The sequence below is a fragment of the Marinobacter sp. CHS3-4 genome, from assembly GCF_030053415.1.
Classification (GTDB): Bacteria; Pseudomonadota; Gammaproteobacteria; order Pseudomonadales; family Oleiphilaceae; genus Marinobacter.
The window spans coordinates 573,695-596,956 of record NZ_JASGBJ010000002.1; the positions used below are offsets into that span (position 1 = coordinate 573,695).

The following is a 23,262-nucleotide window of genomic DNA, read 5'->3' on the forward strand; positions in this document are numbered from 1 at the left end:
AGTATCAATGGCCGCGCAAGGTACCGATCACGAGAGGTCTGACCCTAACAATCTGCCCGAAGACAGACGGGATTTTTATCGCATCAGCGATCGAGTCGGCCTGCAAATCAAACGTCAGATTACCGAGGACAGCACTCCGGAAAGCCTTTTTAACGGCGACCATCTGGACACTCTGCGTACCGAATATCGTCGTCTGGATCAGGACGTGCGCTCTCAGCTGGCCGCTCTCGCAGAACGGGACAGACTTCTGGCGTCGCTGATCAAATCAGTCAATGGCAAGCTCGATACGCTGGAGCGCATTATGGCCTTTGAGCAAAATCCGTTGCAACCAGAGGATTGGCAGGAGGTCACGCTCAGCGAGGGAGGCCTTTCCTTTTACTCCACAATAGACGATTTTGCCGTCGGCGAGCGTATCGCCGTGCGTCTGACCTTGCCTCCCGAGCTGTATCAGCCCCTCGCCACTGCAGAAATAGTCTCGGTAGAGCCAGCGGAGGCCCACTGTTACCGCATTCACACGGAGTTTTCGAACATCCATGACGCTGATCGCCAGCAAATTGCCCGATACGTATTCAAATGGCAGATCCGTCAACGTCAGAACGAATAATGAAGGCGAATCCTCCAGAAATTCACCAAACGTCACAGATTTAGGGTGGTTTTTTGAGGCAATCTGTCGCAAATTACAATTTATAAACGTCCGGCATATCGTTTTCAGATCGGGCAGAACAAGCCAGGGAGTGAGTCACTGATGAAAAATCGCGCAATGCAGATCCTTTGTGCTGCCACAGCCACTGCCACCATGTTGCTGGCACCGGCGGGCATCACCGTCGCGGAAGAGCTGAAAATGTCAGTGAAAAGCCAGACACAGCGCAGCCTGCAGCAAGATCTGCCCCGTAACGGCCTGAGCGAATCCTCTGTCCGCAACGCCTGGGGCGATCCACAGTCAATCACCGGCCCTGTCGGCGAGCCACCCATTACTCAGTGGCACTACGAGAATTTTGTTGTCTATTTCGAAGGCAACCGGGTGATCCACTCCGTTCTCAAGCACAATCGCTAAAAATCCGGCTTCATCTCCTGACGCAACGCAGTCTGTTCGTTAGAATGACCGCTTTTTAACAAGGTGCGCCTATCTTGACTTCCAGACCTGTGATGCCCGCTGAGTGGGAACCTCAAAGCGCTGTTATGCTCACCTGGCCCCATCCCGGCACGGACTGGAGTTCGGTGCTGGATGAGGTCGAGCCCGTATTTCTGGATATCGCCCGGGCCGTATTGAGATTTCAACACCTGCTCGTCAGCTGCGAACACGTGTTACGGCTCCAGTCACTGGAACGAGAGCTGAACCAGTACGCCGAGAAGTACCAACTTCCTGGGCGTGTGATCGGTGTTCCTGCTCCTGCAGACGATACCTGGGCCCGCGACCATGGCCCCATTGCGCTGCGAACAAGCGAAGGCAAAACCGAGCTGCTCGATTTCAGATTCAATGCCTGGGGCGGGAAATTCGCCTGGGAAAAAGACAACGCGCTCAACCAACATCTGGCCAATTTTGGCAGTTTTGGAACCACTCCGCTGGTACCAGTGGACTTCGTGCTGGAAGGCGGGTCGCTGGAATCCGACGGTGCGGGCACACTGATGACAACCACCGAATGCCTGCTGGCACCCTCACGCAATCCAGAGCTGGACCGATCAGCCATTGAAGCCATGCTCAAAGAGACTCTGGGCGCAGAACGGGTGCTCTGGCTAAACCATGGGTATCTGGCCGGCGATGACACAGACAGCCACATCGATACCCTGGCCCGTTTCTGCGCTGAAGATCATATCTGCTATGTCGCCTGCCCGGATGCAAGCGACGAGCACTACAGCGCTCTGGCCGCAATGGAAGATGATCTGATGCAGTTTCGTCGGGCCGACGGATCTCGCTACAAACTGACGGCTCTGCCCTGGCCGGATGCCATCTTCGATGAAGACGGCGAACGACTTCCGGCTACTTATGCCAATTTTCTGATCGTTAATGATGCGGTGCTGGTTCCTGTCTACGGTGTGCCGCAGGACAACGAAGCTCTGGATATCATTAATAGCCTGTTCCCGGAACGGGAGATCGTTGCCATCAATTGCAGACCATTGATTACTCAGCATGGCAGCCTTCATTGCGTGACCATGCAATTGCCCGCAGGAGTCGTGAATCCATGACCGATCAGGCGGAACACACCGGTAACACCAATACCCGTATGCTGAAAGTGGCCGCCATTCAGCAACAGTGTGGCGATGACAAAGACCAGAACCTCGACACCACCGAGCGCCTGGTGCGCCACGCCGCATCCGATGGCCATCAACTGGTGGTTCTTCAGGAGCTGCACGCTACTCGCTATTTCTGTCAGACCGAAGACACCCGCGTTTTTGATCTTGCCGAGCCTGTACCTGGCCCAACAACCAAGCGACTGGAAGCTCTGGCAAAGGAACTGGAGGTGGTTATCGTAGGTTCCGTATTTGAACGGCGCATGAACGGCGTTTACCACAACACCGCGGTGGTATTTGACTCCGACGGAACCATGGCGGGCATGTATCGAAAGATGCACATCCCGGACGATCCCGGCTTCTACGAAAAGTTTTATTTCACCCCTGGTGACGCCACATTCAATAACGGTGACAGCGGCTTCACGCCCATCGACACCAGTGTCGGCCGACTCGGCGTTCTGGTCTGCTGGGATCAGTGGTATCCGGAAGCCGCGCGTCTGATGGCGCTGGCCGGCGCCGAGCTTCTGATCTACCCCACTGCCATTGGCTGGGATGTCACCGATGACCCGGATGAACAAGCGCGACAGCTCGAGGCCTGGGTGACAGTTCAACGCGGCCATGCCGTGGCCAACAACCTGCCTGTCATCGCACCCAATCGCACCGGTACGGAACCCGATCCGTCTGGCGCCACCGACGGCATCCGCTTCTGGGGCAATAGTTTTATCTGTGGACCGCAGGGCGAATTCCTGACCCGTGCTGACGAATCGTCTGAAACCGTTCTTTCGGCCACCATCGACCGACACCGAAGTGAATCGATTCGCCGCATCTGGCCGTATCTACGTGACCGTCGCATTGATGCCTACGGCGACATCACTAAACGGGTAAGGGACTGATGAGCGCATGAAGGCGAGAACAGATCAGGTCATCGAATCACTGAACAGCATCCTGCTGGGCAAAGAGCATCAGGTACGCCTGGCGTTCTGCGGTCTGCTGGCCCAAGGCCATCTGCTCATTGAAGACATACCTGGCATGGGCAAAACGACCCTCTCGCACGCCCTGGCCAAAGTCATGGGCCTGAGCTATAAGCGAATCCAGTTCACCAATGACCTGCTGCCGGCTGACGTGCTCGGCTTTTCGATGTATGACAGGGAAGCAGGCACTCTTGTGTTCCATCCCGGGCCCATTTTTGCTCAGGTAGTACTGGCCGACGAAATCAACCGGGCATCACCCCGAACTCAAAGCGCCTTGCTCGAAGCCATGGAAGAGCGCCAAGTCTCGATTGAAGGTGAAACCCGGCCGTTGCCCAAGCCTTTTTTCGTCATTGCCACCCAGAATCCGATTGAACAGGGCGGCACCTATCCCCTGCCCGAATCCCAGCTTGACCGCTTTCTGATGCGCATCCGGCTTGGCTACCCTGACCCCCGGGCAGAGCGAGAATTGCTGGAAGGTGAAGACCGACGAGTCCTGACGGACCGACTGTCCTCGATTCTTGCAGTCGACGACCTGAAACACCTTCAGGAAGCGGTTGAAAAAGTCACCACCAGCCCCGCATTACTGGATTATGTCCAGAGGCTGCTGGAGCAAAGCCGCCAGATGCCCGGCCTTGTCTACGGCCTGTCACCACGCGCCGGACTCGGCCTGGTTAGGGCCGCAAAAGCCTGGGCGATGATGAACGGCCGCAATCATGTGCTGCCAGACGACATACAGGCCGTCTTCCCGGCCGTGGCGGAGCATCGTCTGGAGCAAGGCGAATCTGGCAAGAGCCAGGAAAGGATACGGCATTTGCTGACTTCCGTTTCCGTTATCGAATAAATACCATTCGTTGCAAGACCATTTGAATTGAAGTGAGAAACATCCATGAGCGACACCAAGCATTCCAGATTGATCATCCTCGGCTCCGGACCCGCCGGCTACACCGCAGCAGTCTACGCCGCCCGGGCTAACCTTAAGCCTACCCTGATCACCGGTATCGAAGTTGGCGGACAACTGACCACCACCACGGATGTTGATAACTGGCCCGGCGACAATGACGGCGTCCAGGGCCCGGAACTGATGCAACGGATGCTGAAGCACGCAGAACGCTTCGAAACCAACGTGGTTTACGACACCATCAACGAAGCCGACTTGCGCAACAAGCCCTATCGCCTCAAGGGTGATAACGGCGAATACACCTGCGACGCTCTGATCATCGCCACCGGCGCCTCCGCCATGTACCTGGGGCTGGAATCCGAAGAGAAATTCAAGGGTCAGGGCGTCTCCGCTTGCGCGACCTGCGACGGTTTCTTCTACAAAAAACAGAAAGTTGCAGTGATCGGTGGCGGCAACACCGCCGTTGAAGAGGCGCTGTACCTGTCCAACATCGCTGACGAAGTTACTCTGGTACACCGTCGCGACAGCCTGCGCGCTGAAAAGATTCTGCAGGACAAGCTGTTCGAGAAGGCCGAAAACGGCAATGTGAAAATCGTCTGGGACCACACCCTCGACGAAGTCCTGGGCGATGGCACCGGCGTCACCGGCATGCGCATCAAAAGCACCAAAGACGGCTCCACACAGGAAATGGATCTGGCAGGGGTATTCATTGCCATCGGCCACAAACCGAATACCGACCTGTTCCAGGGCCAACTGGACATGGAAAACGGTTACATCCGCATCAAATCCGGCCTGGAAGGCATGGCCACCCAGAGCAGCGTGCCGGGCGTCTTCGCCGCCGGCGACGTGGCTGACCACGTCTACCGGCAGGCGGTAACCTCCGCCGGCTTTGGTTGCATGGCGGCGCTGGATGCCGAGAAATTTCTGGATCAGGACTGAACGTGCTCCGGATTTCATTGAAAGGAAGGTAACTCCGAAATTCGAAAAGGTAGGCGGGTGGGGGTGCTGGAAACTGTGCGGAGCCAAGGATGGCGAAGCTCAAGCGCCACATGGATGTGCCGAAGGAGCGTGTTTCCAGCACCCCTACCCGACTGCTGACACCACCACAGTCAAAACAAAAGCCAGAAAAACATGACCGCACTCCCCTGGCTAGACACCCAAAAACTCTGGTTTCCAGACCCCGAGCAGGCACTGGACGACCCGGACGGCTTACTCGCCATCGGCGGCGACCTGTCAACAGACAGGCTAATACTGGCCTACCAGAGCGGCATCTTCCCCTGGTTCAGCGACGACCAGCCCATCCTCTGGTGGTCACCAAATCCAAGGTGCGTGCTTTTCCCATCGGAAATCCACATCGCCAGAAGCCTGCGACGAACCCTTAACCGACAGCATTTCACCATCACCGGTGACCAGGCCTTCAGCAGAGTCATCAGGCTTTGCGCCCAAACCCGTGCGGAAGGCACCTGGATCACAGAAGACATGATCGCCGCCTACAGCAAACTACATCGTCAGGGCATTGCCCACTCCATCGAAGCCTGGAACCCCAAAAACGAACTGGTCGGCGGGATGTACGGCATCGCAATGGGTCGCTGCTTTTTCGGCGAATCCATGTTCTCGCTGGAAACCAATGCTTCACGCGTCCTGATGGTCCATTTGGCAAGACAACTTGAAGAATGGGGCTATCGTCTGATGGACTGTCAGGTAGAAAGCGATCACCTGATCCGGATGGGAGCGCGCACTATTCCGCGCACAGAGTTTTTATCTATACTCAAAGAATCGGTCAGCCAGCGCCCCGACCACGACCACTGGGACATTCAATGGCGTTGGCCAGATCCAACGCAGTGACCGCGGAGGGTTAAATGAGCAACCTGAGAACACTGGTTTTCTTTGCGACGCCCGCCCACGACTGTAGCTATATTCCGGGCCGGCAGGCCACCACCATGTTTGTGGATCCCCGAGCACAGGTAGACAAACGACTCTACAGCCAGCTTACCTCGCTGGGGTTCCGCCGCAGTGGCTCTCACTACTACCGCCCTCATTGCGAACACTGCAACGCGTGCGTACCCGTCAGGTTGAAAGTTGAGGATTTTATGCCAGACCGCAGTCAACGCCGGGTTCTGAAAAAGAACTCGGACCTGACCTGCCGGATGGTGACGGCCAGTTTTACCGAGCGGTACTACGATCTCTACTCCCGATATATTGAACAACGCCATTCAGATGGCGACATGTACCCGCCTTCCCGCGAACAATTCACATCGTTTCTGGTTGAAGGCGCAACGGACTCCTGGTTTCTTGAGATCCTTGATCAGGACCAACTGGTAGGACTGGCCGCCGTCGATAAACTGGACGAAGGCCTTTCTGCTATTTACACGGTGTTTGAGCCTTCCTACGAGCACCGTAGCCTGGGAACCTTCGCTATACTCTGGCAAATTGAAGAGGCAAATCGCCTTGAACTATCTTATCTTTATCTTGGCTATTGGATAGCCGAATGCCGCAAAATGAACTACAAGACCCGCTTCCAGCCTATCGAAGCCCTGCGTGATGGGCACTGGCAAGTCATGGACCAGCATTGATTTTTTGCCATATCCGGTCAAATCAGGCAGAATTGCGCAATTTAAAATCAAAGCAAGCCAATTTACGAGGTTTTTACTGAATGGCGAAATCAGATGTCATTGAAATGGAAGGCGTTATTGTCGACACCCTTCCAAACACCATGTTTCGTGTTGAACTTGAAAACGGCCACGTTGTGACTGCTCACATCTCCGGAAAAATGCGCAAGAACTACATCCGCATCCTGACCGGCGATAAAGTTAAGGTAGAGCTGACGCCTTACGACCTGAGCAAAGGGCGCATCGTTTACCGCGCTCGCTGATCTCACCCGACATCTGACAGAACACGAAAAAGGCCACACTCGAAAGTGTGGCCTTTTTGTTTGCCTGATGTCCGGATGAATCAGTGACGAATCAGACGGCTTCTGCCGGCTCATCCTCGTACTCAAACACCAGCTCATCATCCTTCAGATGAATGTGGACCTCACCTCCGTTTTCGGACAGGCGCCCAAACAGGATCTGCTCGGCCAGTGGCCGTTTGATCTTATCCTGAATCAGGCGACCCATGGGACGCGCACCCATGGTGACGTCGTAGCCTTTCTCCGCCAGCCAAACCTTGGCTTCGTCATCCACGTGCAGCACAACATGTTTCTCATCCAGCTGCGCCTGCAACTCGGTGAGGAATTTGTCCACTACATGGGTGATCGTTGCCGGCTGTAAATCGCCGAACTGAATGATGCCATCCAGGCGATTGCGGAATTCCGGCGTGAAGGTCTTGCTGATGATTTCCATGCCGTCAGAGCTATGGTCCTGCTCATTGAAACCAATCGAGCGGCGAGCCATGCTCTCTGCCCCGGCATTGGTCGTCATCACTAGAATGACGTGACGGAAATCGGCTTTGCGACCGTTATTGTCCGTCAGCGTGCCGTGATCCATCACCTGCAGCAGCAGGTTGAAGACTTCCGGATGCGCTTTTTCAATTTCATCCAGGAGCAGCACGCAGTGCGGATGTTTGCTGACAGATTCCGTCAACAGACCGCCCTGATCATAGCCAACATAGCCCGGAGGCGCGCCAATCAGCCGTGACACCGTATGGCGCTCCATGTACTCAGACATGTCGAAACGCACAAGCTCGATGCCGAGCACTTTTGCAAGCTGTTTGGTTACCTCGGTCTTGCCGACACCAGTTGGACCAGAGAACAGGAACGCACCCTCCGGTTTCTCTGGCGCCTTCAAACCGGCGCGAGCCAGCTTAATCGCTGTAGACAGAGACTCGATGGCCGGATCCTGACCGAATACGGTCATCTTCAGATCCCGCTCCAGGTTACGCAGCAGGTCTTTATCGTTGCTGGAAACGTTCTTCGGTGGAATGCGGGCGATGTTAGCCACCACATCCTCAATTTCTGGCACATCAATGGTCTTTTTGCGCTTCGATGAGTTGATCAACCGCTGATGAGCGCCCGCTTCGTCAATCACGTCGATAGCCTTGTCCGGCAAGTGTCGATCGTTGATGTAACGTTCCGACAGTTCGGCAGCCACTTTCAAGGCCTGATCGGTATATTTCAGGTCGTGATGTTTCTCGAAGTGCGATTTCAACCCTTTCAGGATCTGATAGGTGTCCTCGACACTGGGTTCGTTGACATCAATCTTCTGGAATCGACGAGCCAGCGCACTGTCTTTCTCGAAGATGCCCCGGAATTCCTGGAAGGTCGTTGACCCGATACACCGGATCTCGCCCGAACTGAGCATGGGCTTGAGAAGGTTGGACGCATCCATAACGCCACCGGACGCAGAACCGGCACCAATGATGGTGTGGATCTCGTCAATGAACAGAATGGCGTGATCTTCTTTCTTCAGCTCTGCCAGCAGCCCTTTCAGACGCTTCTCGAAATCGCCCCGGTACTTGGTACCAGCCAGCAGCGCGCCCAGATCCAGTGAATACACCACGCCATCGGAAATGATGTCCGGCACCTGGCCGTCCACAATGCGCTTGGCAAGGCCTTCAGCAATTGCAGTTTTGCCAACGCCGGCCTCACCGACCAGTAGCGGGTTGTTTTTACGGCGACGAACCAGAATCTGGACGACCCTTTCAACCTCGTGCTCACGACCGATCAGTGGGTCAATACGGCCCTGACGCGCTTGCTCGTTGAGATTCGTAGCGTAATTTTCCAGAGGATTGGAAGAGGAACCTTCCTCACCAACCTCTTCCTGGGAAGCCTGATCGTGACCTTCGTCTTCGGCTCCCTGAACACGGGAAATCCCGTGAGACACAAAATTCACCACGTCAATCCGGGCGATGCTCTGCTTCTTGAGCACATACACCGCCTGACTTTCCTGCTCGCTGAAAATAGCGACCAGTACGTTGGCACCGGTGACCTCTTTTTTGCCAGAGGACTGGACGTGAAATACCGCCCGCTGCAGCACGCGCTGAAAGCCCAGCGTTGGCTGAGTCTCCCGCTCGCTGTCGTTACTGGGGATCAGTGGCGTGGTTGAATCCACAAATTCAACCAGTTCCTCCTGAAGCTGGGCCAGATCTGCACCGCAAGCTTTCAGGACGCCCACTGCCGATTCGTTATCGAGCAAAGCCAACAGTAAGTGCTCAACCGTCATGAACTCATGACGCTTGTCACGCGCACTTTTGAAGGCGGAATTCAGTGTAATCTCAAGATCTTTGCTCAGCATGGGCCACCCCAAGGTCTATCAGTCCGCACGTTCAATCTCGCAAAGGAGCGGATGTTCGCATTCCGAGGAATACTGGTTCACCTGTGCCGCCTTTGTTTCTGCGATGTCCCGGGAATAAACCCCGCATACCGCTTTTCCCTGCGTATGGACGAGCAGCATCACCTGCGTCGCCTTTTCTTCATTCATCCCGAAAAACTTCATTAACACGTCCACTACAAAGTCCATGGGCGTGTAATCATCGTTCAGAAGCAATACCCGAAAGCGTGCCGGACGCTTAAGTGCCGGCTTTTCCGGCGCCGTACTGACGTCATCCTGACGCCCGGGCTGTTCTTCATCTCCCTGATTAAATACTAGTAGAGAATTCTGGATAGTCCGCATGATTCTTTACCGGAAATCGGTGCCTCTTAACTAAGATGGTTGTCACTCACCCGGTTTTCAAGCATTGAACCGCCCGGATAAGCCTTATTTAAGCATATGGTAATAATACAGCCTGAGACCCGGATTCAACCATAGATACGTACCGTTTCTCATTTTGAGCTGAACGAATATTGGCCAATGACCAGAAAGCAATGTAAAATCTTGTTAACTGGCGTAACGAATGTGTAACCGTAAGCCAGTCGTGCGAGGCAAACGCGCGCTAACACAACACAAAATGACCGCAATCCGTCGAATAACAAGACAATAAATGTCCGACAATGACAGAACAGGGGAGTTCATCATGCCTCAAGGCAAGGTCAAATGGTTTAACAATGCCAAAGGGTACGGCTTCATCATTGAAGATGGCTGCACTGACGACCTGTTTGCACATTTCTCATCGGTGCAAATGGAAGGGTATAAAACCCTGAAAGCAGGTCAGCCGGTCACTTTCGACAAAAAACCGAGCGACAAAGGCATCCACGCTGTCAATATTGTCCCCGCGGACATTCCCCAGCGTAACACCAAGTCGGCCGGCGATGCGCGTACCGAGGCATCATCGGACAGTACCAGTCAGGAGAGTGAGTCCGAAAATACCACTTTCCAGGATCAGCAGCACGCTGTAAACGGCTGATCCAAAGCCTAGACAGACTGGCCAACTATCGGGTCGCAACCCGGCCGGATGCATGGCACTGCGATACCGGTTATGCTCTGCCCGACAAAAGCACTGCAGACATCGCTGGTTGATCCATGGCCAACCTGGTTCTTTTCAATAAGCCGTTTCATGTACTGTCCCAATTTACGGACGAGCGTCCGCAAAACGGCGAAGATAAGCGCGCTACCCTCGCAGACTGGATTTCCCTTCCCTCTGTTTACCCCGCCGGTCGCCTGGATTACGACTCTGAAGGACTCCTGCTGCTAACTGATAGTGGACCGCTGCAGAACAAGATAGCCTCTCCGGGCCAGAAAATGCCGAAAACCTATTGGGTTCAGGTTGAAGGCGATATCGACGACACTGCCCTTGAGAGGCTCCGCTGTGGAGTTGAGCTGAAAGATGGTTTGACCCGTCCAGCAAAAGTCGAACGACTGCCGCAGCCTGATGTATGGCCACGAACACCACCGGTACGGCATCGGGAAACGGTTCCCACCAGTTGGATCAGGCTGACGATTACCGAAGGGCGCAATCGTCAGGTCAGGCGCATGACGGCCGCTGTGGGATTTCCGACACTCCGTTTGATCCGTTACGCTATTGGCGAGTGGAATCTCGAGCAGCTGAAACCTGGCGACTACAGAACGCTTACAGTGCACGCGCCAGACACGAAGAAACCGCCCTCCAGAAAACCCAGACGGAGACATCGACGATCATGACCTGGACACCTCACGCCACAGTTGCAGTCATCGTAGAAGATGACCAGGGCAGATTTCTGATGGTGGAAGAACACAGTCATGGTCAGATCGTTTATAACCAGCCGGCCGGCCATGTTGAGGAGAATGAGCGCATTCTCGATGCGGCGCTGCGAGAAACGCTGGAGGAAACAGGCTGGAAGGTCCGGTTGGACCATTTTCTCGGGATGTACACCTACAGAGCACCCGCAAACGGAGTGACTTACTATCGCTTCTGTTTTACAGCAACCGCGCTCTCCCGAGCGACAGACAAGCTGGACAGCGACATTATCGCAGCCCATTGGCTGACCTGGGAGGAACTGACCCGGAAGCAGCAGCAATTGAGAAGTCCGCTCGTGCTTCAATGCATAGAAGATTACCGAAACGGACGTGAATTCCCGCTGGATGTCATTGTCGAACCGCAGACGCCAAGTCGCTGAAATGCTAGTATCGCACCCTTTTGCGGGAACCGGTTACCGACAATCATGACTCATCTTTCGTCCAAAACACCTTCACAAACCCGAGTCATCGTCGGCATGTCCGGCGGTGTGGATTCTTCCGTTGCCGCATGGCTATTGAAGGACCAGGGCTATCAGGTTGAAGGTCTGTTCATGAAAAACTGGGACGAGGACGACGGCACCGAATACTGCACGGCAATGACGGATCTGGCCGACGCCCAATCCGTTGCAGATCGTATTGGCATCACCCTGCACACCGCCAGCTTCGCCGCCGAATACTGGGATCGGGTGTTCGAGCATTTCCTGTCGGAGTATCAGGCAGGTCGAACGCCTAATCCGGATATCCTGTGCAATAAAGAAGTGAAGTTCCGGGCATTTCTGGATTATGCCATTACGCTTGGCGCCGACTACATCGCCACGGGCCACTACACCCGTCGCAGAGAGGTTTCAGCCGACCAGGCAGAACTGCTGAAAGGACTGGACCCGAACAAGGATCAAAGCTACTTCCTTCATGCCGTTCCCGGCCACCGAATTGCCAGAACGCTCTTTCCCGTGGGCGAACTGGAAAAACCGGAGGTTCGCCGGATTGCGGCAGAGCAGGGATTCATCACACACGATAAAAAAGATTCCACTGGCATCTGTTTCATCGGCGAACGCAAGTTCAGCGATTTCCTGAAGCAGTATCTGCCCGCCCAGCCAGGCAACATTGAAACCCCGGACGGTGAGGTGATCGGCCGCCATCAGGGTCTGATGTACCATACCATCGGGCAACGCCAGGGCCTCGGTATCGGCGGCCTGAGCCATTACGGCGACGATCCCTGGTATGTGGCAGAAAAAGACCTGTCCAGAAACGTGTTGATCGCTGTCCAGGGCAAGCAGCATCCCCTGCTCTTCTCCCGCAGTTTGGTCAGCGGCCCGATCGACTGGGTTGCAGGCGAGGCCCCGGGCACGGAATTCCGCTGCAAGGCAAAGACCCGTTATCGCCAACCCGATCAGGATTGTACCGTCACCAGCATGGACAGCGGCGTTCGGGTGGTATTTGACCAGCCCCAGCGCGCCGTCACACCCGGCCAGTCAGTGGTGTTTTATGATGGCGAAATCTGCCTGGGTGGCGGAGTGATCGAGGAGACAAGCGCATGAGTCGCTCACTTGAAGACCAGACTCTTGCTCTGGCCGGCGTTTTCCAGGCGTCCGCATTGGTTCAGCAAATAGCCCACACGGGCCATTGCGCAGATTCCAGCCTTGAAACTTGCATCCGCTCTTTATTCGCAACCGATCCTGCCACCACACTGGATGTTTACGGTGGTGAGCTCAAAGACCTGAGGGAAGGCCTGTCCACGCTGGCCGGCGTACTCAGCAAACAGACGCGCCAACAGGACATCGAAGTACTGCGCTATGCGCTGAATCTGCTTAATCTGGAAGCCAAGCTCCGCAAAGACAAAGACATGCTGGATGTCATCGGCAGTCGTATCGACCAGGCCAGACATACCGCCAGCCATTTTGGTTACACCCATCCCAACCTGATTGCCAACCTGGGATCGGTTTACACCGACACCATCAGCACGTTTCGCCTGAGAATCCAGGTCAGCGGCCAGCCCACTATCCTGCAGCGTGAAGAAAATGCTGCCAAAGTCCGCGCCCTTCTGTTGGCCGGTATTCGCTCCGCTGTATTGTGGCATCAGACCGGCGGACGCCGCTGGCAGCTGATATTCAATCGCCGCAAGGTCATCAACCTTGCACAGCAACTGGCCGAGAAAGCGAACCGGTCAGTTTACGACTGAATTGGCCGCTGCTCTGGTGTATCATTACCGCCCCAAATTGACACATACCCGATTTTTGATGACTTGAGAGGTTTTCAATGGAACTCACAGCCTTGACCGCCATTTCCCCGGTCGATGGACGTTATGGTAGCAAGGTCAGCGTCTTCCGCGACATTTTCAGCGAATATGGCCTGATCAGAAACCGGGTAACCGTGGAAATTCGCTGGCTCCAGAAGCTGGCCAGCCATCCCGATATTCCAGAGGTTCCGGCGTTCACCGAGGCGGCAAACCAACGCCTGGACCTGCTTGTGTCAGAGTTCGGCCTTGCCGATGCGGAGCGCATCAAGGCCATTGAAAGCACCACCAATCATGACGTAAAAGCGGTGGAATACTTCATCAAGGAAAAAATCGCCGACGTCCCGGAACTGCACGCAGTCACCGAGTTCGTGCACTTCGCCTGCACCTCTGAGGACATCAACAATCTCTCTCATGCCCTGATGCTGCGAGAAGGCCTGGATCACGGCCTGATGCCTGCCATGAACCGGGTGATAGAGCGTCTCGCAGAGCTGGCTCACGAACACGCTGACCAGCCAATGCTGTCCCGCACCCATGGCCAGACGGCGTCTCCGTCAACGGTCGGCAAGGAATTCGCCAATGTGGTGCACCGCCTGCGACGCCAGGTGAAGCAGATTCAGGCAGTAGAACTTCTGGGAAAAATCAACGGCGCTGTGGGCAACTACAACGCACACTTGTCAGCCTATCCCTCAGTGGACTGGGCTTCCAATGCCCGGGAATTCATCGAAAGTCTGGGGCTGGACTGGAACCCATACACCACCCAGATTGAACCCCACGATTACATTGCGGAACTGTATGACGCAGTAGCACGCTTCAACACCATCCTGATCGATCTCGACCGGGATATCTGGGGCTATATTTCGCTGGGTTATTTCAAACAGAAAACCGTGGCAGGCGAAGTCGGTTCTTCCACCATGCCCCACAAGGTCAACCCAATTGACTTTGAAAACTCCGAGGGCAATCTTGGCATCGCCAATGCGCTGTTCAGCCATCTGTCTGCCAAGCTGCCTATCTCCCGCTGGCAGCGCGACCTGACCGACTCTACCGTGCTCCGTAACCTGGGGGTTGGCTTTGCCCACAGCCTGATTGCCTACGAAGCCACGCTAAAAGGGCTTGGCAAGCTGGAAATCAACCCGGCGCGATTGGATGATGACCTGAATCATGCATGGGAAGTATTGGCCGAGCCCATCCAGACTGTAATGCGCCGATACAATATCGAAAAGCCTTACGAGAAACTGAAAGACCTTACCCGCGGCAAGGCGATGACACCGGGAGTGATCAAAGCCTTTGTAGAGTCTCTGGACATCCCGGAATCGGCGAAGCACGAATTGATGGGACTGACCCCGGGCACCTATGTGGGCAACGCGGCAGACCAGGCCCGGGATATCTGAACCATGAAACTTCCGGGCGGCCTGTCAGTAACGGAATTCCTGCAGGAATACTGGCAGAAAAAACCGAAAGTTATTCGGCAGGCGTTTCCCGGATTTCAGTCCCCGGTCTCGGCCGAGGAACTGGCCGGTCTGGCTTGCGAGGAAGCCGTGGAATCTCGCATCGTTATCGAGGACGACGGCGGAAAACCCTGGCAGCTTCACAACGGACCATTCCCGCCGGATCGTTTCAGCCACCTGCCCGAATCGCACTGGACGTTGCTGGTCCAGGGGCTTGATCACTGGGTTCCAGATGTGGCCGATCTACTCAACCACTTCCGGTTCATACCCAACTGGCGGCTGGACGACATCATGGCGAGCTACGCGCCTGTGGGGGGCAGTGTCGGACCCCACTTTGATCAATACGATGTCTTTCTTCTTCAGGCTGAAGGTCAACGCACCTGGCACTTCGGAGGCCGCTGCGATGAGACTTCGCCCAGGGTTGAAGGCACCCCTCTTCGTATTCTGAAAGACTGGGCACCGGAAGAAACCGTAACACTCAACCCCGGTGACATGCTTTATTTGCCGCCGGGCATTGGTCATCACGGCATTGCAGACAACGACTGCATTACTTTGTCCATTGGATTTCGGGCACCAACCGTGGACGATCTTTTAACGGGTTTCACTGATTTTCTCAGCAGCCAGCACGATGCCTCTGTGCCACTGTCCAATCTGCAGTTGGATGAACAGAGCAACCCTGGCGCGATCAGCCCTGACATCATTGATCAACTTGACCATAAAATCCGCGAAACCATGGCAGACAAACGGCTGCTTGCTCTCTGGTTTGGGCAATACGCCACGGCCCCCAAAAACCTCGATATCGTGGTACCCGCTGAAGAAACGGTGTCTGAAGACGATGTCGAGCAAATGATTGCAGAGGGTGCGCAGATTCGCTGGAACGAAGGCTCCCGATTCGCCTACCATGAGCTGGAAGACACCACCGCATTATTTGTGGATGGCGAGCAATACCTGCTCAGAGGCGACGCCACACCCTTGGCCCAGCTTCTGTGCGCCGGCACAGAGCCGGACATGACCGAACTGGCGGCCCTGGCCAGCGACGACGCCATAAAGGGGTTGCTATGCAGGCTGGTCAATCAGGGCTCGCTCTATTTCGAATAAACCGACGCTGATGACCATGCATACACGTATTCGAAAATACAGTTGGCAGCTGGCGCCAGGCTCCATCAAAGACATCCGTCAGCGCGTGTTTGTGGAAGAACAAAACGTGCCTCCCGAGCTGGAATGGGACAGCACGGACGAGATCGCTGATCACTATTTGATGGTGTCGTCAGACAACACACCGATAGGTGTTGCCCGGGTTTTCTCAACGCTGGACGAAGTTGCTCATATCGGACGAATGGCCATTTTGCCGAGCTACCGAGGCCAGGGATATGGCCAGAGGCTTCTCCGCCATTTAATGGAAGAAGTCGGCGATCAGTACGGGCAACTGCAGCTTTCAGCTCAGGAACATGCCATTCCCTTCTACCAGCAATCTGGCTTCCACGTTTGCTCAGATGCCTACGACGATGCCGGCATACCCCATTTTGACATGAGATGCTATGCGCCCGCCCTGATTCTGGAAAAGGCGGATGATCACGCTGCGCCGATGATCGCAGACAAAGACAATGCCTCCTGGCTTTTTGACTCCGAGCGCTCAATGATCCGTTTGATGGATTCGCTCGCGGGCCAGGCCCGCCAACGCATCTGGCTTTACGATCGCTTTCTGGAGCATGATCTTTACGACCGTAAGCCATTACGGGACATGCTGTCTGCCCTTGCCCGGCGTCATCGGCTCAGTGAAATCCGGTTGCTGATTCATGATGACCAACCACTGGTAAAACGGCGACATAGGTTGGTAGAACTGATGCGACGCCTGCCAAGCCACATGTCTCTCAGGCTGGTGAACGACGACTATCCGGCAGAGGAACAACCCTTCATGCTGGCCGACCGCTTCGGCGTGCTGTATCGCCACGACTTCTACAATCCCGAAGGCTTTGCCAACTTCGCTGATGGCGGGCGCGTAAAAATGCTCGAAGAGACGTTTCAACGCATGTGGGATTCAGCTCGCAACTCTATTGAATTGCGGGAATTACCGCTCTGAGTGCTGAATTCTGGCTGCTTTTGCACCATAGGCAGCCTCGGCAGACTCAAACTGGGCACCAAACGGCACAAACTCCTCATCAACCTCCTCAGCCACCTCTGCAATCAACCGCCTTAACCACTGGTGGTCGGTGTTATGTTGCAGCAATGGGCTCCAGGCCATCTTCAGTTCAAACGGTGGAATCTCAAAAGGCGGCACTTTCACGACCAAATTGGGGTTGTCCTTCTGAAGCCAGGCAGCCCTGGAGGGAAGCGTCGCAATCAGGTCGTGCTGTTCGGCCAGAAGCATGGCCACCTGATAATGGCGGGTGAACACGGATATCTGACGTTTACGCCCCATCAGCGACAGGGCTTCGTCTACCCATCCCAGACGCTGGACATCCTTGGGGTTCACGCCGACCCCGACACCGAAACCGGTTTTGCTTACCCAGATATGGCTGGCGTCCAGATAGGTATCCAGCGTAAACGGTTCTTTAAGCACCGGATTACGGGCATTCATCAAACAGGCAAAGTATTCGGTCCAGAGGGTTTTCTGGTGAAAGGACTGGGGTATTTTGTCGAATCGGTTGATCGCCATATCGAGCCTGCCCTGCTCAACGTCCAGAAAACTGACGTCGCTGGGCGTAAGCACATCCAGAGTCACATGAGGCGCTTCCTGGCGAATACGCCGCAATACACGTGGCATCAGGCAGGATTCAGCGTAATCACTGGCCATAATGCGGAACACACGTTGGCTTTCCAGAGCTGCGAACGCGGTTTTCTCATGCACCGCCTGTTCAATGTCCGACAGAATTCCCCGCACCAGAGGCTGAAGCTCGGTTGCGCGTTCGGTCGCCGTCATCCCTTCGCTTGTACGAACCAGCAACGGATCCCCAAATAAATCTCTGAGCCTTCTCAGGCCGTTACTCATCGCTGGCTGTGTAATGCCAAGGTGATTCGCCGCCTTAGTGACATTGCGCTCTCTCAACAGCACATCAAGGTACACCAGCAGGTTAAGGTCTACGCGTGAAATATCCATGTCAGGTCACCCATTCAGGCTGCTTTAAAATCGGCACAACATTCACCGAATTAATTGTTTTAAGACTAACAATTCACAGAAATGATATAAAGAGCGGCCGGTTACAGTGGGTATCAGTATCTTTGCGTGTTTTCTGCTAATCTTTCTGTTAATCGCTGGATTTAGGGGCTTTTTGCCTGACCGGATTTGACCGCTTGCCTATTTGCCGGAGAGTCTGAACCATCATGGATACCACAATGATTGTGCTGCTCCTGGCAGCTATTGTGACAGTGTCAATCGTGCTCATCATCGCCAGTCAGATGCGCGAGCGGGCCCGTATTGAACGCGCACGAAAAATTACGTCGCTGGAAGACAGGTACAAACGTGCAAACCGACTGCTGTCTGAACTGCCCGGCCAGTACCTGACCAACGATCTGAAGCTGTTGCTGGTTCGCAATATGGAAGACACCTGCAGGGCGCTGATTGCTCTGAGAGCTGGCTCTTCCGTGTCGTCCTGGCAGGCGTCGGTTGCGGAACAGCGCCAGAAGATCGAAAACAATGACGATCAGCGTCCGCCCGTCAAGATCGATTCTCCCGACAAATCCACTTATGTACAGGAGTTGCTGCAGAATCTTTTCAAGCTCATAGAAGGCATGCACAAATCTGGTCAGATCGATGGTCCAACGGCCAAGAAGAACCTCAAATTTGTTCTGTTCCTGGTCCACAAGACCCACGCTGACCTGCATGTTTTCCAGGCCCGTGACTATGTGAAACAGAACCAGATCCGTAAGGCTATTCATGCCTATCACCTTGCCAGCACGGAAATGGGCAAGTCCCGGGATAATCCGATGGCCGTAAAGGCCGTGAAAAGCTTCCGTACTCGCATTAAAGAGCTCGAATCACTCGAACAAGGCGAGACAGCACAGGCTTCTGCAGAAGGTCAGTCCAAGCTTGACCGCGAGTGGGACAACTTTCTTCACGACGATGAGTGGCGCAAAAAAGCGGACTACGACGACTGACCTGACAGGACGGCCAGGCCAATTATTCGTTCATAAAGCAGAAACTGGAAACCGCTGTGAGCACACCTTTCAAAAAACGGCTCTCCTATCGGCTTACACGGGACACGGTTCTGATTGCCATGCTGCTTGGTCTGGTCTTGAACATCGTTCAGGTGACCCTGGACTACTTCAACGCCCGCGAATCCATGGAACAGGAAATCAATGCACTTATCGATATCAGCCACAGTCCGGCATCGCAAATTGCCTATAACATTGATATCCGTCTAGCCGAGGAGCTTCTGGACGGCTTGCTTCGCCACCCTGCCACTATTGATGCAAGAATCATCGACACCAACGGCCAAACCATGGCCGCAGCAAGCCAGAGCAGCCCGGAGTCCAGTTACCGCTGGATCAGTGATCTGCTGTTCGGGGCAAACCGGACGTTTCAGGAAGAGCTGAAAGTTGCGCAGCTCAGTGACCTCTCGCTGGGCTATCTGACCATTACCATCGACACCTATCACTACGGCCTTTTGTTCCTGCAGCGCGCAGGCTACACGCTGGTCAGCGGATTACTTAAAAGTCTGGTACTGACCCTGGCACTGCTGGGGATTTTCTACTTCATTTTGACACGCCCCATGCTGAACGTGATCAATGCCCTTGGTCGGGTACGACCAGACTCGCCGGAAAAGGCCAGACTGCCGGTACCTCACAACCATCAGGAGGATGAGATTGGTCTGATGGTCGGCATCATCAACCGACACCTTGAAACCATTGACCTCACGCTGGCGCAACTACGCGATGCAGAGGCCTCAATGAAAAACTACTCCAGCAAGCTGGAGAATGAAGTGGAGGACCGTACTCGTGAAATTTCCGAGAAAAATCAGGCCCTTCAACGTGGCAACAAGGCACTGGTCAAGGCCAAGGAAGACGCAGTGCGTCGGGCACGAGCCCGAGCCAATTTCCTGGCAAGCATGAGCCACGAAATCCGTACGCCACTGAACGGTGTACTCGGCATGTTAAGCCTCTCTTTGGAAAACGAGACTCAACCGGAACAGCGCAACCGCCTTGAGATCGCCCTCAATGCCGGGCAAAGCCTGCTTGGTTTGCTAAACGACATTCTTGATATTTCCAAAGTTGAGGCGGGCAAACTCAGTTTGGAAGCTATTCCATTCAGCGTCCGTGATCTGGCCGAGGAATGTGCCACACTCCATGCCCAGCAGGCGGGGAGAAAAGGTATTGACGTCGTTGCCGAGATTGATCCGCACCTACCAGACACCTATGTTGGCGATCCGACCCGCACCCGACAGATACTGAATAACCTGCTGAGCAATGCGATCAAGTTCACCGAGAAAGGCAGCGTCAGGCTCTCTGTTACCAGCTTCACAGGCGGCATTCGCATTGACATCGTGGATACGGGCATCGGGATGTCCCGGCAAGGCCTGAACAAAATCTTCTCACCTTTTTCCCAGGCGGATGCAGACACAACCCGACTGTATGGTGGAACCGGGTTGGGGCTGACCCTCTGCCGCCAACTGGTAGAGCGAATGCACGGACAGATTCTGGTTGAATCTGAAGAGAACGAGGGCACCCACTTTACGGTCAATCTGCCCCTGGCCAGCGACGAGCCGAGCAACGCAAGCAGCGAGTCTATGACCGTCCCTGAGGCATTGAAAGAAACCGGCATTCAGCTCGCATTACCCGAGGACTATCCGCACAAAGCAGCCATCCTGGCGCAACTGGAAGCCTGGAATATTCCAGTCAGCACAGCATCGGGGGGAGAAAAAGGCGTGCTTATCGCTACGGGCTCTGCCCAGGATGACAAACCAGAAATTGAAGTGTCGACATGGCCAGGCATTGGCGTTCTGTTGCTCGATCGGTTTGGCAAAGACAAAACCGGCAACGGCTTCCCTCACCTCTCCATGCCATTGAGGCGGGAGCCATTCCTCTTTGCACTTTGCAAAGCCGCCGGGCTTGATGTCGATCATCCCGAACCCCGGAAGCAGGAAACGACAGACCAAAGTCAGGAAAAGCAGGCAACCCGTTCAATGCGCGTACTGCTGGTGGAAGACAACCATGTAAATCAATTGGTTGCCGGCAGCATGCTGAAAAAGTTGGGGCACGAAGTAGTGGTGGCAGATCATGGTCAACAGGCTCTGGATATCCTGGGCACCGATAACCAGTTCGATGTGGTGCTAATGGATTGCCAGATGCCCGTTCTCGACGGCTTCGAAACCACGGAAATCATTCGACAGAACCCGAATTTGAAGCATCTGCCGATTATCGCCGTCACTGCAAACGTTATGCAGGGCGACAAAGATGACTGCCTTGAATCCGGGATGGACGACTACATAACCAAACCCTATAACCGGTCGGACCTCCGGAGCATCATCAATCGCTGGGCACCGGCTGAGAATTCCTAAAAGATTTGCCCATCGTTCAGGCCAGAAGCTTTTCAATGTCGCCGCGAATGGCCTCCGGTTTGGTTGTCGGGGGATAGCGCCCAACTACCTTACCATTCTGATCAACCAGGAACTTGGTGAAGTTCCACTTGACCCCTTCGGAGCCCAGCAGACCCTTGGCCTGCTTTTTCAGAAACTGGTACAGGGGGTGCGCATCAGGCCCGTTCACATCAATCTTTGAGAACATGGGAAAGTCGACGCCGTAATTCAGGCTGCAGAATTCGCTAATGGCCTGATCATCGGCCGGATCCTGATTCTTGAACTGGTTGCAGGGAAAGCCCAGCACTTCTACACCCTTGTCTTTCATGTCGCTATAAAGCGCCTGCAATCCTTCAAACTGCGGCGTAAAACCACACTTGCTCGCAGTATTGACGATCAGCAACACTTTGCCCCTGTAAGCATCCAGCGACTGTTCCTCGCCGCGGATGGTGGTAGCCGTGAAGTCGTAAACAGTTTTATCAGTCATATCCTTCCCCTGTGAGTACTTTTGAAAAGCCGCATGAGCATTGAGCGTTAAATCTCTGCACTTGTGCCACAATTCATCATAATTGCCCTGTTGTGCGGCACCTTAGCTCCGCTAGAATACAGGCCTGTCGCTAAAATGCGAGAACGATACAGATACCGTTTAAGGACACCCTGGGCTTATGCAGAACTATATGAAATCCGCCAAACTGGACAACGTATGCTACGAAATACGTGGCGTGGTTCTGCGTGAGGCCCGTCGCCTGGAAGAAGAAGGCCACCGGGTGCTGAAACTCAACATTGGCAACCCGGCGGCATTCGAGTTGGACGTGCCGGAAGAAATTCAGCAGGACGTGATCTACAACATGCCTTTGGCCCAGGGCTACGTGGAATCCAAGGGGTTGTTTTCCGCCCGTAAAGCCGTCATGCATTACTGCCAGCAGATTGGCATCGACAAGGTAGATATCGACGACATTTTCCTGGGCAACGGCGTCAGTGAAATGATCGTGATGTCCATGCAGGCCATGCTGAACACGGGCGATGAAGTGTTGATTCCTGCGCCGGACTACCCCCTCTGGACCGCCGCAGTCACCCTGTCGAGCGGTAAACCGGTTCACTATCGCTGCGATGAACAGCAGGACTGGTTTCCCGATATTGACGACATCAAGAAAAAGATCACCCGGCGCACCCGAGCCATTGTGCTGATCAACCCGAATAATCCGACGGGTGCCGTTTATTCCAGAGAACTCCTCGAACAGGTCATCGAGCTGGCACGCCAGCACAATCTGATCATTCTGTCTGACGAGATCTACGACAAGATTCTGTATGACGGCACTCAGCATATCCCAACCGCTTCGCTGGCTGATGACGTACTTTTCTTCACCTTTAACGGCCTGTCCAAGAACTATCGGGCCGCCGGTTACCGGTCAGGCTGGATGATCATCAGTGGCGCCAAACATCGAGCCACAGACCTGATCGAAGGCATCGAGATGCTGTCCAACATGCGTCTGTGCGCCAACGTACCGGCCCAATTGGCCATACAAACGGCACTGGGCGGCTACCAGTCGATTGATGATCTGGTGGCCCCCCGCGGTAGACTTTATGAACAACGTGAAACCGCCTACAACCTGCTGAATGACATTCCGGGCGTCAGTTGTGTCAAGCCAAAGGGCGCGCTCTACATGTTCCCGAAGCTCGACCCGAAACGCTTCCCGATCGAGAATGACGAAAAACTGGTGCTGGATCTGCTCATCCAGGAACGCATTCTGTTGGTGCAGGGTTCGGCCTTCAACATTGACGATAAGCAGCACTTGCGCGTGGTTTTCCTGCCCCGTGAAGACGCTCTGGAAGACGCCATGAAACGTTTGGCACACTTCCTGGCATCCTATCGGGTCTGACGG

At 54.6% G+C, this 23,262-nt stretch carries 24 protein-coding genes; 20 read left to right on the top strand and 4 right to left on the bottom strand.

Annotated elements, in window-relative coordinates:
- The first annotated feature begins 7 nt into the window (after positions 1 to 7).
- The 9 genes from QLQ17_RS10585 (at position 8) to infA (ending at position 6,970) form a co-directional block, all read left to right on the top strand.
- The gene (locus tag QLQ17_RS10585) at positions 8 to 604 is read left to right on the top strand and encodes a PilZ domain-containing protein (protein ID WP_283209548.1); all 597 of its coding nucleotides are present in this window, start codon (positions 8 to 10) and stop codon (positions 602 to 604) included.
- Positions 605 to 745: 141 nt separating this feature from the next.
- Positions 746 to 1,054, top strand: coding sequence for a hypothetical protein (locus QLQ17_RS10590; protein ID WP_283209549.1), 309 nt, complete (start codon positions 746 to 748; stop codon positions 1,052 to 1,054).
- Between the two features lie 92 nt (positions 1,055 to 1,146).
- Entirely contained in the window at positions 1,147 to 2,184 is a 1,038-nt protein-coding gene (locus tag QLQ17_RS10595) for an agmatine deiminase family protein (RefSeq protein WP_283210151.1), read from the top strand.
- Positions 2,181 to 3,122, top strand: coding sequence for a carbon-nitrogen hydrolase (locus QLQ17_RS10600; RefSeq protein WP_283209550.1), 942 nt, complete (start codon positions 2,181 to 2,183; stop codon positions 3,120 to 3,122). The genes QLQ17_RS10595 and QLQ17_RS10600 overlap by 4 nt, the downstream gene beginning before the upstream one ends.
- Before the next feature lie 7 nt (positions 3,123 to 3,129).
- Complete coding sequence (locus QLQ17_RS10605; protein ID WP_283209551.1) at positions 3,130 to 4,041, top strand: AAA family ATPase; 912 nt, start codon at positions 3,130 to 3,132, stop codon at positions 4,039 to 4,041.
- A 45-nt stretch (positions 4,042 to 4,086) separates the two neighbouring features.
- On the top strand, positions 4,087 to 5,037 hold the full coding sequence (trxB, locus tag QLQ17_RS10610; protein WP_283209552.1) for a thioredoxin-disulfide reductase: 951 nt from the start codon (positions 4,087 to 4,089) through the stop codon (positions 5,035 to 5,037).
- Positions 5,038 to 5,229: 192 nt separating this feature from the next.
- A complete protein-coding gene (aat, locus tag QLQ17_RS10615) occupies positions 5,230 to 5,943 on the top strand; it encodes a leucyl/phenylalanyl-tRNA--protein transferase (protein WP_283209553.1) in 714 nt (237 codons plus the stop codon).
- 14 nt (positions 5,944 to 5,957) lie between these two features.
- Positions 5,958 to 6,671 (top strand): arginyltransferase, encoded by a 714-nt coding sequence (locus QLQ17_RS10620; protein ID WP_283209554.1) that lies wholly within the window; start codon positions 5,958 to 5,960, stop codon positions 6,669 to 6,671.
- A gap of 80 nt (positions 6,672 to 6,751) precedes the next feature.
- Positions 6,752 to 6,970 (top strand): translation initiation factor IF-1, encoded by a 219-nt coding sequence (gene infA, locus QLQ17_RS10625; RefSeq protein WP_283209555.1) that lies wholly within the window; start codon positions 6,752 to 6,754, stop codon positions 6,968 to 6,970.
- A 91-nt stretch (positions 6,971 to 7,061) separates the two neighbouring features.
- Here the strand turns inward: infA and clpA are convergent, their stop codons facing one another.
- The gene (clpA, locus tag QLQ17_RS10630; RefSeq protein ID WP_283209556.1) at positions 7,062 to 9,329 is read right to left on the bottom strand and encodes an ATP-dependent Clp protease ATP-binding subunit ClpA; all 2,268 of its coding nucleotides are present in this window, start codon (positions 9,327 to 9,329) and stop codon (positions 7,062 to 7,064) included.
- 18 nt (positions 9,330 to 9,347) lie between these two features.
- The gene (gene clpS / locus QLQ17_RS10635) at positions 9,348 to 9,707 is read right to left on the bottom strand and encodes an ATP-dependent Clp protease adapter ClpS (RefSeq protein ID WP_283209557.1); all 360 of its coding nucleotides are present in this window, start codon (positions 9,705 to 9,707) and stop codon (positions 9,348 to 9,350) included.
- A gap of 340 nt (positions 9,708 to 10,047) precedes the next feature.
- On the opposite strand from clpS, the gene QLQ17_RS10640 reads away from it, so the two are divergent.
- The 8 genes from QLQ17_RS10640 (at position 10,048) to QLQ17_RS10675 (ending at position 16,947) form a co-directional block, all read left to right on the top strand.
- Complete coding sequence (locus tag QLQ17_RS10640) at positions 10,048 to 10,377, top strand: cold shock domain-containing protein (RefSeq protein ID WP_283210152.1); 330 nt, start codon at positions 10,048 to 10,050, stop codon at positions 10,375 to 10,377.
- 116 nt (positions 10,378 to 10,493) lie between these two features.
- A complete protein-coding gene (locus tag QLQ17_RS10645; protein ID WP_283209558.1) occupies positions 10,494 to 11,111 on the top strand; it encodes a pseudouridine synthase in 618 nt (205 codons plus the stop codon).
- The gene (locus tag QLQ17_RS10650) at positions 11,108 to 11,566 is read left to right on the top strand and encodes an NUDIX hydrolase (protein WP_283209559.1); all 459 of its coding nucleotides are present in this window, start codon (positions 11,108 to 11,110) and stop codon (positions 11,564 to 11,566) included. The genes QLQ17_RS10645 and QLQ17_RS10650 overlap by 4 nt, the downstream gene beginning before the upstream one ends.
- A 45-nt stretch (positions 11,567 to 11,611) precedes the next feature.
- Positions 11,612 to 12,724 carry a tRNA 2-thiouridine(34) synthase MnmA gene (gene mnmA, locus QLQ17_RS10655; protein WP_283209560.1) on the top strand — a complete coding sequence of 371 codons (1,113 nt, stop codon included), beginning with the start codon at positions 11,612 to 11,614 and terminating at the stop codon, positions 12,722 to 12,724.
- Positions 12,721 to 13,365, top strand: a complete 645-nt coding sequence (gene hflD, locus QLQ17_RS10660; RefSeq protein WP_283209561.1) for a high frequency lysogenization protein HflD — start codon at positions 12,721 to 12,723, stop codon at positions 13,363 to 13,365. Before mnmA ends, hflD begins: the two co-directional genes overlap by 4 nt.
- Positions 13,366 to 13,442: 77 nt before the next feature.
- Positions 13,443 to 14,810 carry an adenylosuccinate lyase gene (purB, locus tag QLQ17_RS10665; RefSeq protein WP_283209562.1) on the top strand — a complete coding sequence of 456 codons (1,368 nt, stop codon included), beginning with the start codon at positions 13,443 to 13,445 and terminating at the stop codon, positions 14,808 to 14,810.
- 3 nt (positions 14,811 to 14,813) lie between these two features.
- Positions 14,814 to 15,965, top strand: a complete 1,152-nt coding sequence (locus QLQ17_RS10670) for a ribosomal protein uL16 3-hydroxylase (RefSeq protein WP_283209563.1) — start codon at positions 14,814 to 14,816, stop codon at positions 15,963 to 15,965.
- A gap of 16 nt (positions 15,966 to 15,981) precedes the next feature.
- Positions 15,982 to 16,947, top strand: coding sequence for a GNAT family N-acetyltransferase (locus tag QLQ17_RS10675; protein ID WP_283209564.1), 966 nt, complete (start codon positions 15,982 to 15,984; stop codon positions 16,945 to 16,947).
- Here the strand turns inward: QLQ17_RS10675 and QLQ17_RS10680 are convergent.
- Positions 16,936 to 17,964 (bottom strand): LysR family transcriptional regulator, encoded by a 1,029-nt coding sequence (locus tag QLQ17_RS10680; protein ID WP_283209565.1) that lies wholly within the window; start codon positions 17,962 to 17,964, stop codon positions 16,936 to 16,938. The two genes, QLQ17_RS10675 and QLQ17_RS10680, sit on opposite strands and share 12 nt — an antisense overlap.
- Positions 17,965 to 18,188: 224 nt before the next feature.
- Here QLQ17_RS10680 and QLQ17_RS10685 point away from each other — a divergent pair, with 224 nt between their 5' ends.
- Together QLQ17_RS10685 and QLQ17_RS10690 are read left to right on the top strand one after the other, a co-directional pair.
- Positions 18,189 to 18,962 (top strand): hypothetical protein, encoded by a 774-nt coding sequence (locus tag QLQ17_RS10685; protein ID WP_283209566.1) that lies wholly within the window; start codon positions 18,189 to 18,191, stop codon positions 18,960 to 18,962.
- Between the two features lie 56 nt (positions 18,963 to 19,018).
- Entirely contained in the window at positions 19,019 to 21,361 is a 2,343-nt protein-coding gene (locus tag QLQ17_RS10690) for a hybrid sensor histidine kinase/response regulator (protein WP_283209567.1), read from the top strand.
- 16 nt (positions 21,362 to 21,377) lie between these two features.
- Here the strand turns inward: QLQ17_RS10690 and QLQ17_RS10695 are convergent, their stop codons facing one another.
- A complete protein-coding gene (locus tag QLQ17_RS10695) occupies positions 21,378 to 21,866 on the bottom strand; it encodes a glutathione peroxidase (RefSeq protein WP_283209568.1) in 489 nt (162 codons plus the stop codon).
- A gap of 178 nt (positions 21,867 to 22,044) precedes the next feature.
- Between QLQ17_RS10695 and QLQ17_RS10700 the strand changes: the two genes are divergently transcribed.
- Positions 22,045 to 23,259: a pyridoxal phosphate-dependent aminotransferase gene (locus QLQ17_RS10700; protein ID WP_283209569.1), complete on the top strand. Its 1,215-nt coding sequence runs from the start codon at positions 22,045 to 22,047 to the stop codon at positions 23,257 to 23,259.
- Positions 23,260 to 23,262 lie beyond the last annotated feature (3 nt).

Bases quoted from the DNA above. Each gene is read 5' to 3' on its own strand.
- QLQ17_RS10600 (WP_283209550.1), top strand. From the start codon at position 2,181: ATGACCGATCAGGCGGAACACACCGGTAACACCAATACCCGTATGCTG.
- QLQ17_RS10585 (WP_283209548.1), top strand. From the start codon at position 8: ATGGCCGCGCAAGGTACCGATCACGAGAGGTCTGACCCTAACAATCTG.
- hflD (WP_283209561.1), top strand. From the start codon at position 12,721: ATGAGTCGCTCACTTGAAGACCAGACTCTTGCTCTGGCCGGCGTTTTC.
- clpS (WP_283209557.1), bottom strand. From the start codon at position 9,707: ATGCGGACTATCCAGAATTCTCTACTAGTATTTAATCAGGGAGATGAA.
- QLQ17_RS10685 (WP_283209566.1), top strand. From the start codon at position 18,189: ATGGATACCACAATGATTGTGCTGCTCCTGGCAGCTATTGTGACAGTG.
- QLQ17_RS10590 (WP_283209549.1), top strand. From the start codon at position 746: ATGAAAAATCGCGCAATGCAGATCCTTTGTGCTGCCACAGCCACTGCC.
- QLQ17_RS10675 (WP_283209564.1), top strand. From the start codon at position 15,982: ATGCATACACGTATTCGAAAATACAGTTGGCAGCTGGCGCCAGGCTCC.
- clpA (WP_283209556.1), bottom strand. From the start codon at position 9,329: ATGCTGAGCAAAGATCTTGAGATTACACTGAATTCCGCCTTCAAAAGT.
- QLQ17_RS10670 (WP_283209563.1), top strand. From the start codon at position 14,814: ATGAAACTTCCGGGCGGCCTGTCAGTAACGGAATTCCTGCAGGAATAC.
- QLQ17_RS10695 (WP_283209568.1), bottom strand. From the start codon at position 21,866: ATGACTGATAAAACTGTTTACGACTTCACGGCTACCACCATCCGCGGC.
- purB (WP_283209562.1), top strand. From the start codon at position 13,443: ATGGAACTCACAGCCTTGACCGCCATTTCCCCGGTCGATGGACGTTAT.
- QLQ17_RS10650 (WP_283209559.1), top strand. From the start codon at position 11,108: ATGACCTGGACACCTCACGCCACAGTTGCAGTCATCGTAGAAGATGAC.
- QLQ17_RS10700 (WP_283209569.1), top strand. From the start codon at position 22,045: ATGCAGAACTATATGAAATCCGCCAAACTGGACAACGTATGCTACGAA.
- QLQ17_RS10640 (WP_283210152.1), top strand. From the start codon at position 10,048: ATGCCTCAAGGCAAGGTCAAATGGTTTAACAATGCCAAAGGGTACGGC.
- QLQ17_RS10680 (WP_283209565.1), bottom strand. From the start codon at position 17,964: ATGGATATTTCACGCGTAGACCTTAACCTGCTGGTGTACCTTGATGTG.
- QLQ17_RS10645 (WP_283209558.1), top strand. From the start codon at position 10,494: ATGGCCAACCTGGTTCTTTTCAATAAGCCGTTTCATGTACTGTCCCAA.
- trxB (WP_283209552.1), top strand. From the start codon at position 4,087: ATGAGCGACACCAAGCATTCCAGATTGATCATCCTCGGCTCCGGACCC.
- QLQ17_RS10620 (WP_283209554.1), top strand. From the start codon at position 5,958: ATGAGCAACCTGAGAACACTGGTTTTCTTTGCGACGCCCGCCCACGAC.
- aat (WP_283209553.1), top strand. From the start codon at position 5,230: ATGACCGCACTCCCCTGGCTAGACACCCAAAAACTCTGGTTTCCAGAC.
- QLQ17_RS10605 (WP_283209551.1), top strand. From the start codon at position 3,130: ATGAAGGCGAGAACAGATCAGGTCATCGAATCACTGAACAGCATCCTG.
- mnmA (WP_283209560.1), top strand. From the start codon at position 11,612: ATGACTCATCTTTCGTCCAAAACACCTTCACAAACCCGAGTCATCGTC.
- infA (WP_283209555.1), top strand. From the start codon at position 6,752: ATGGCGAAATCAGATGTCATTGAAATGGAAGGCGTTATTGTCGACACC.
- QLQ17_RS10595 (WP_283210151.1), top strand. From the start codon at position 1,147: ATGCCCGCTGAGTGGGAACCTCAAAGCGCTGTTATGCTCACCTGGCCC.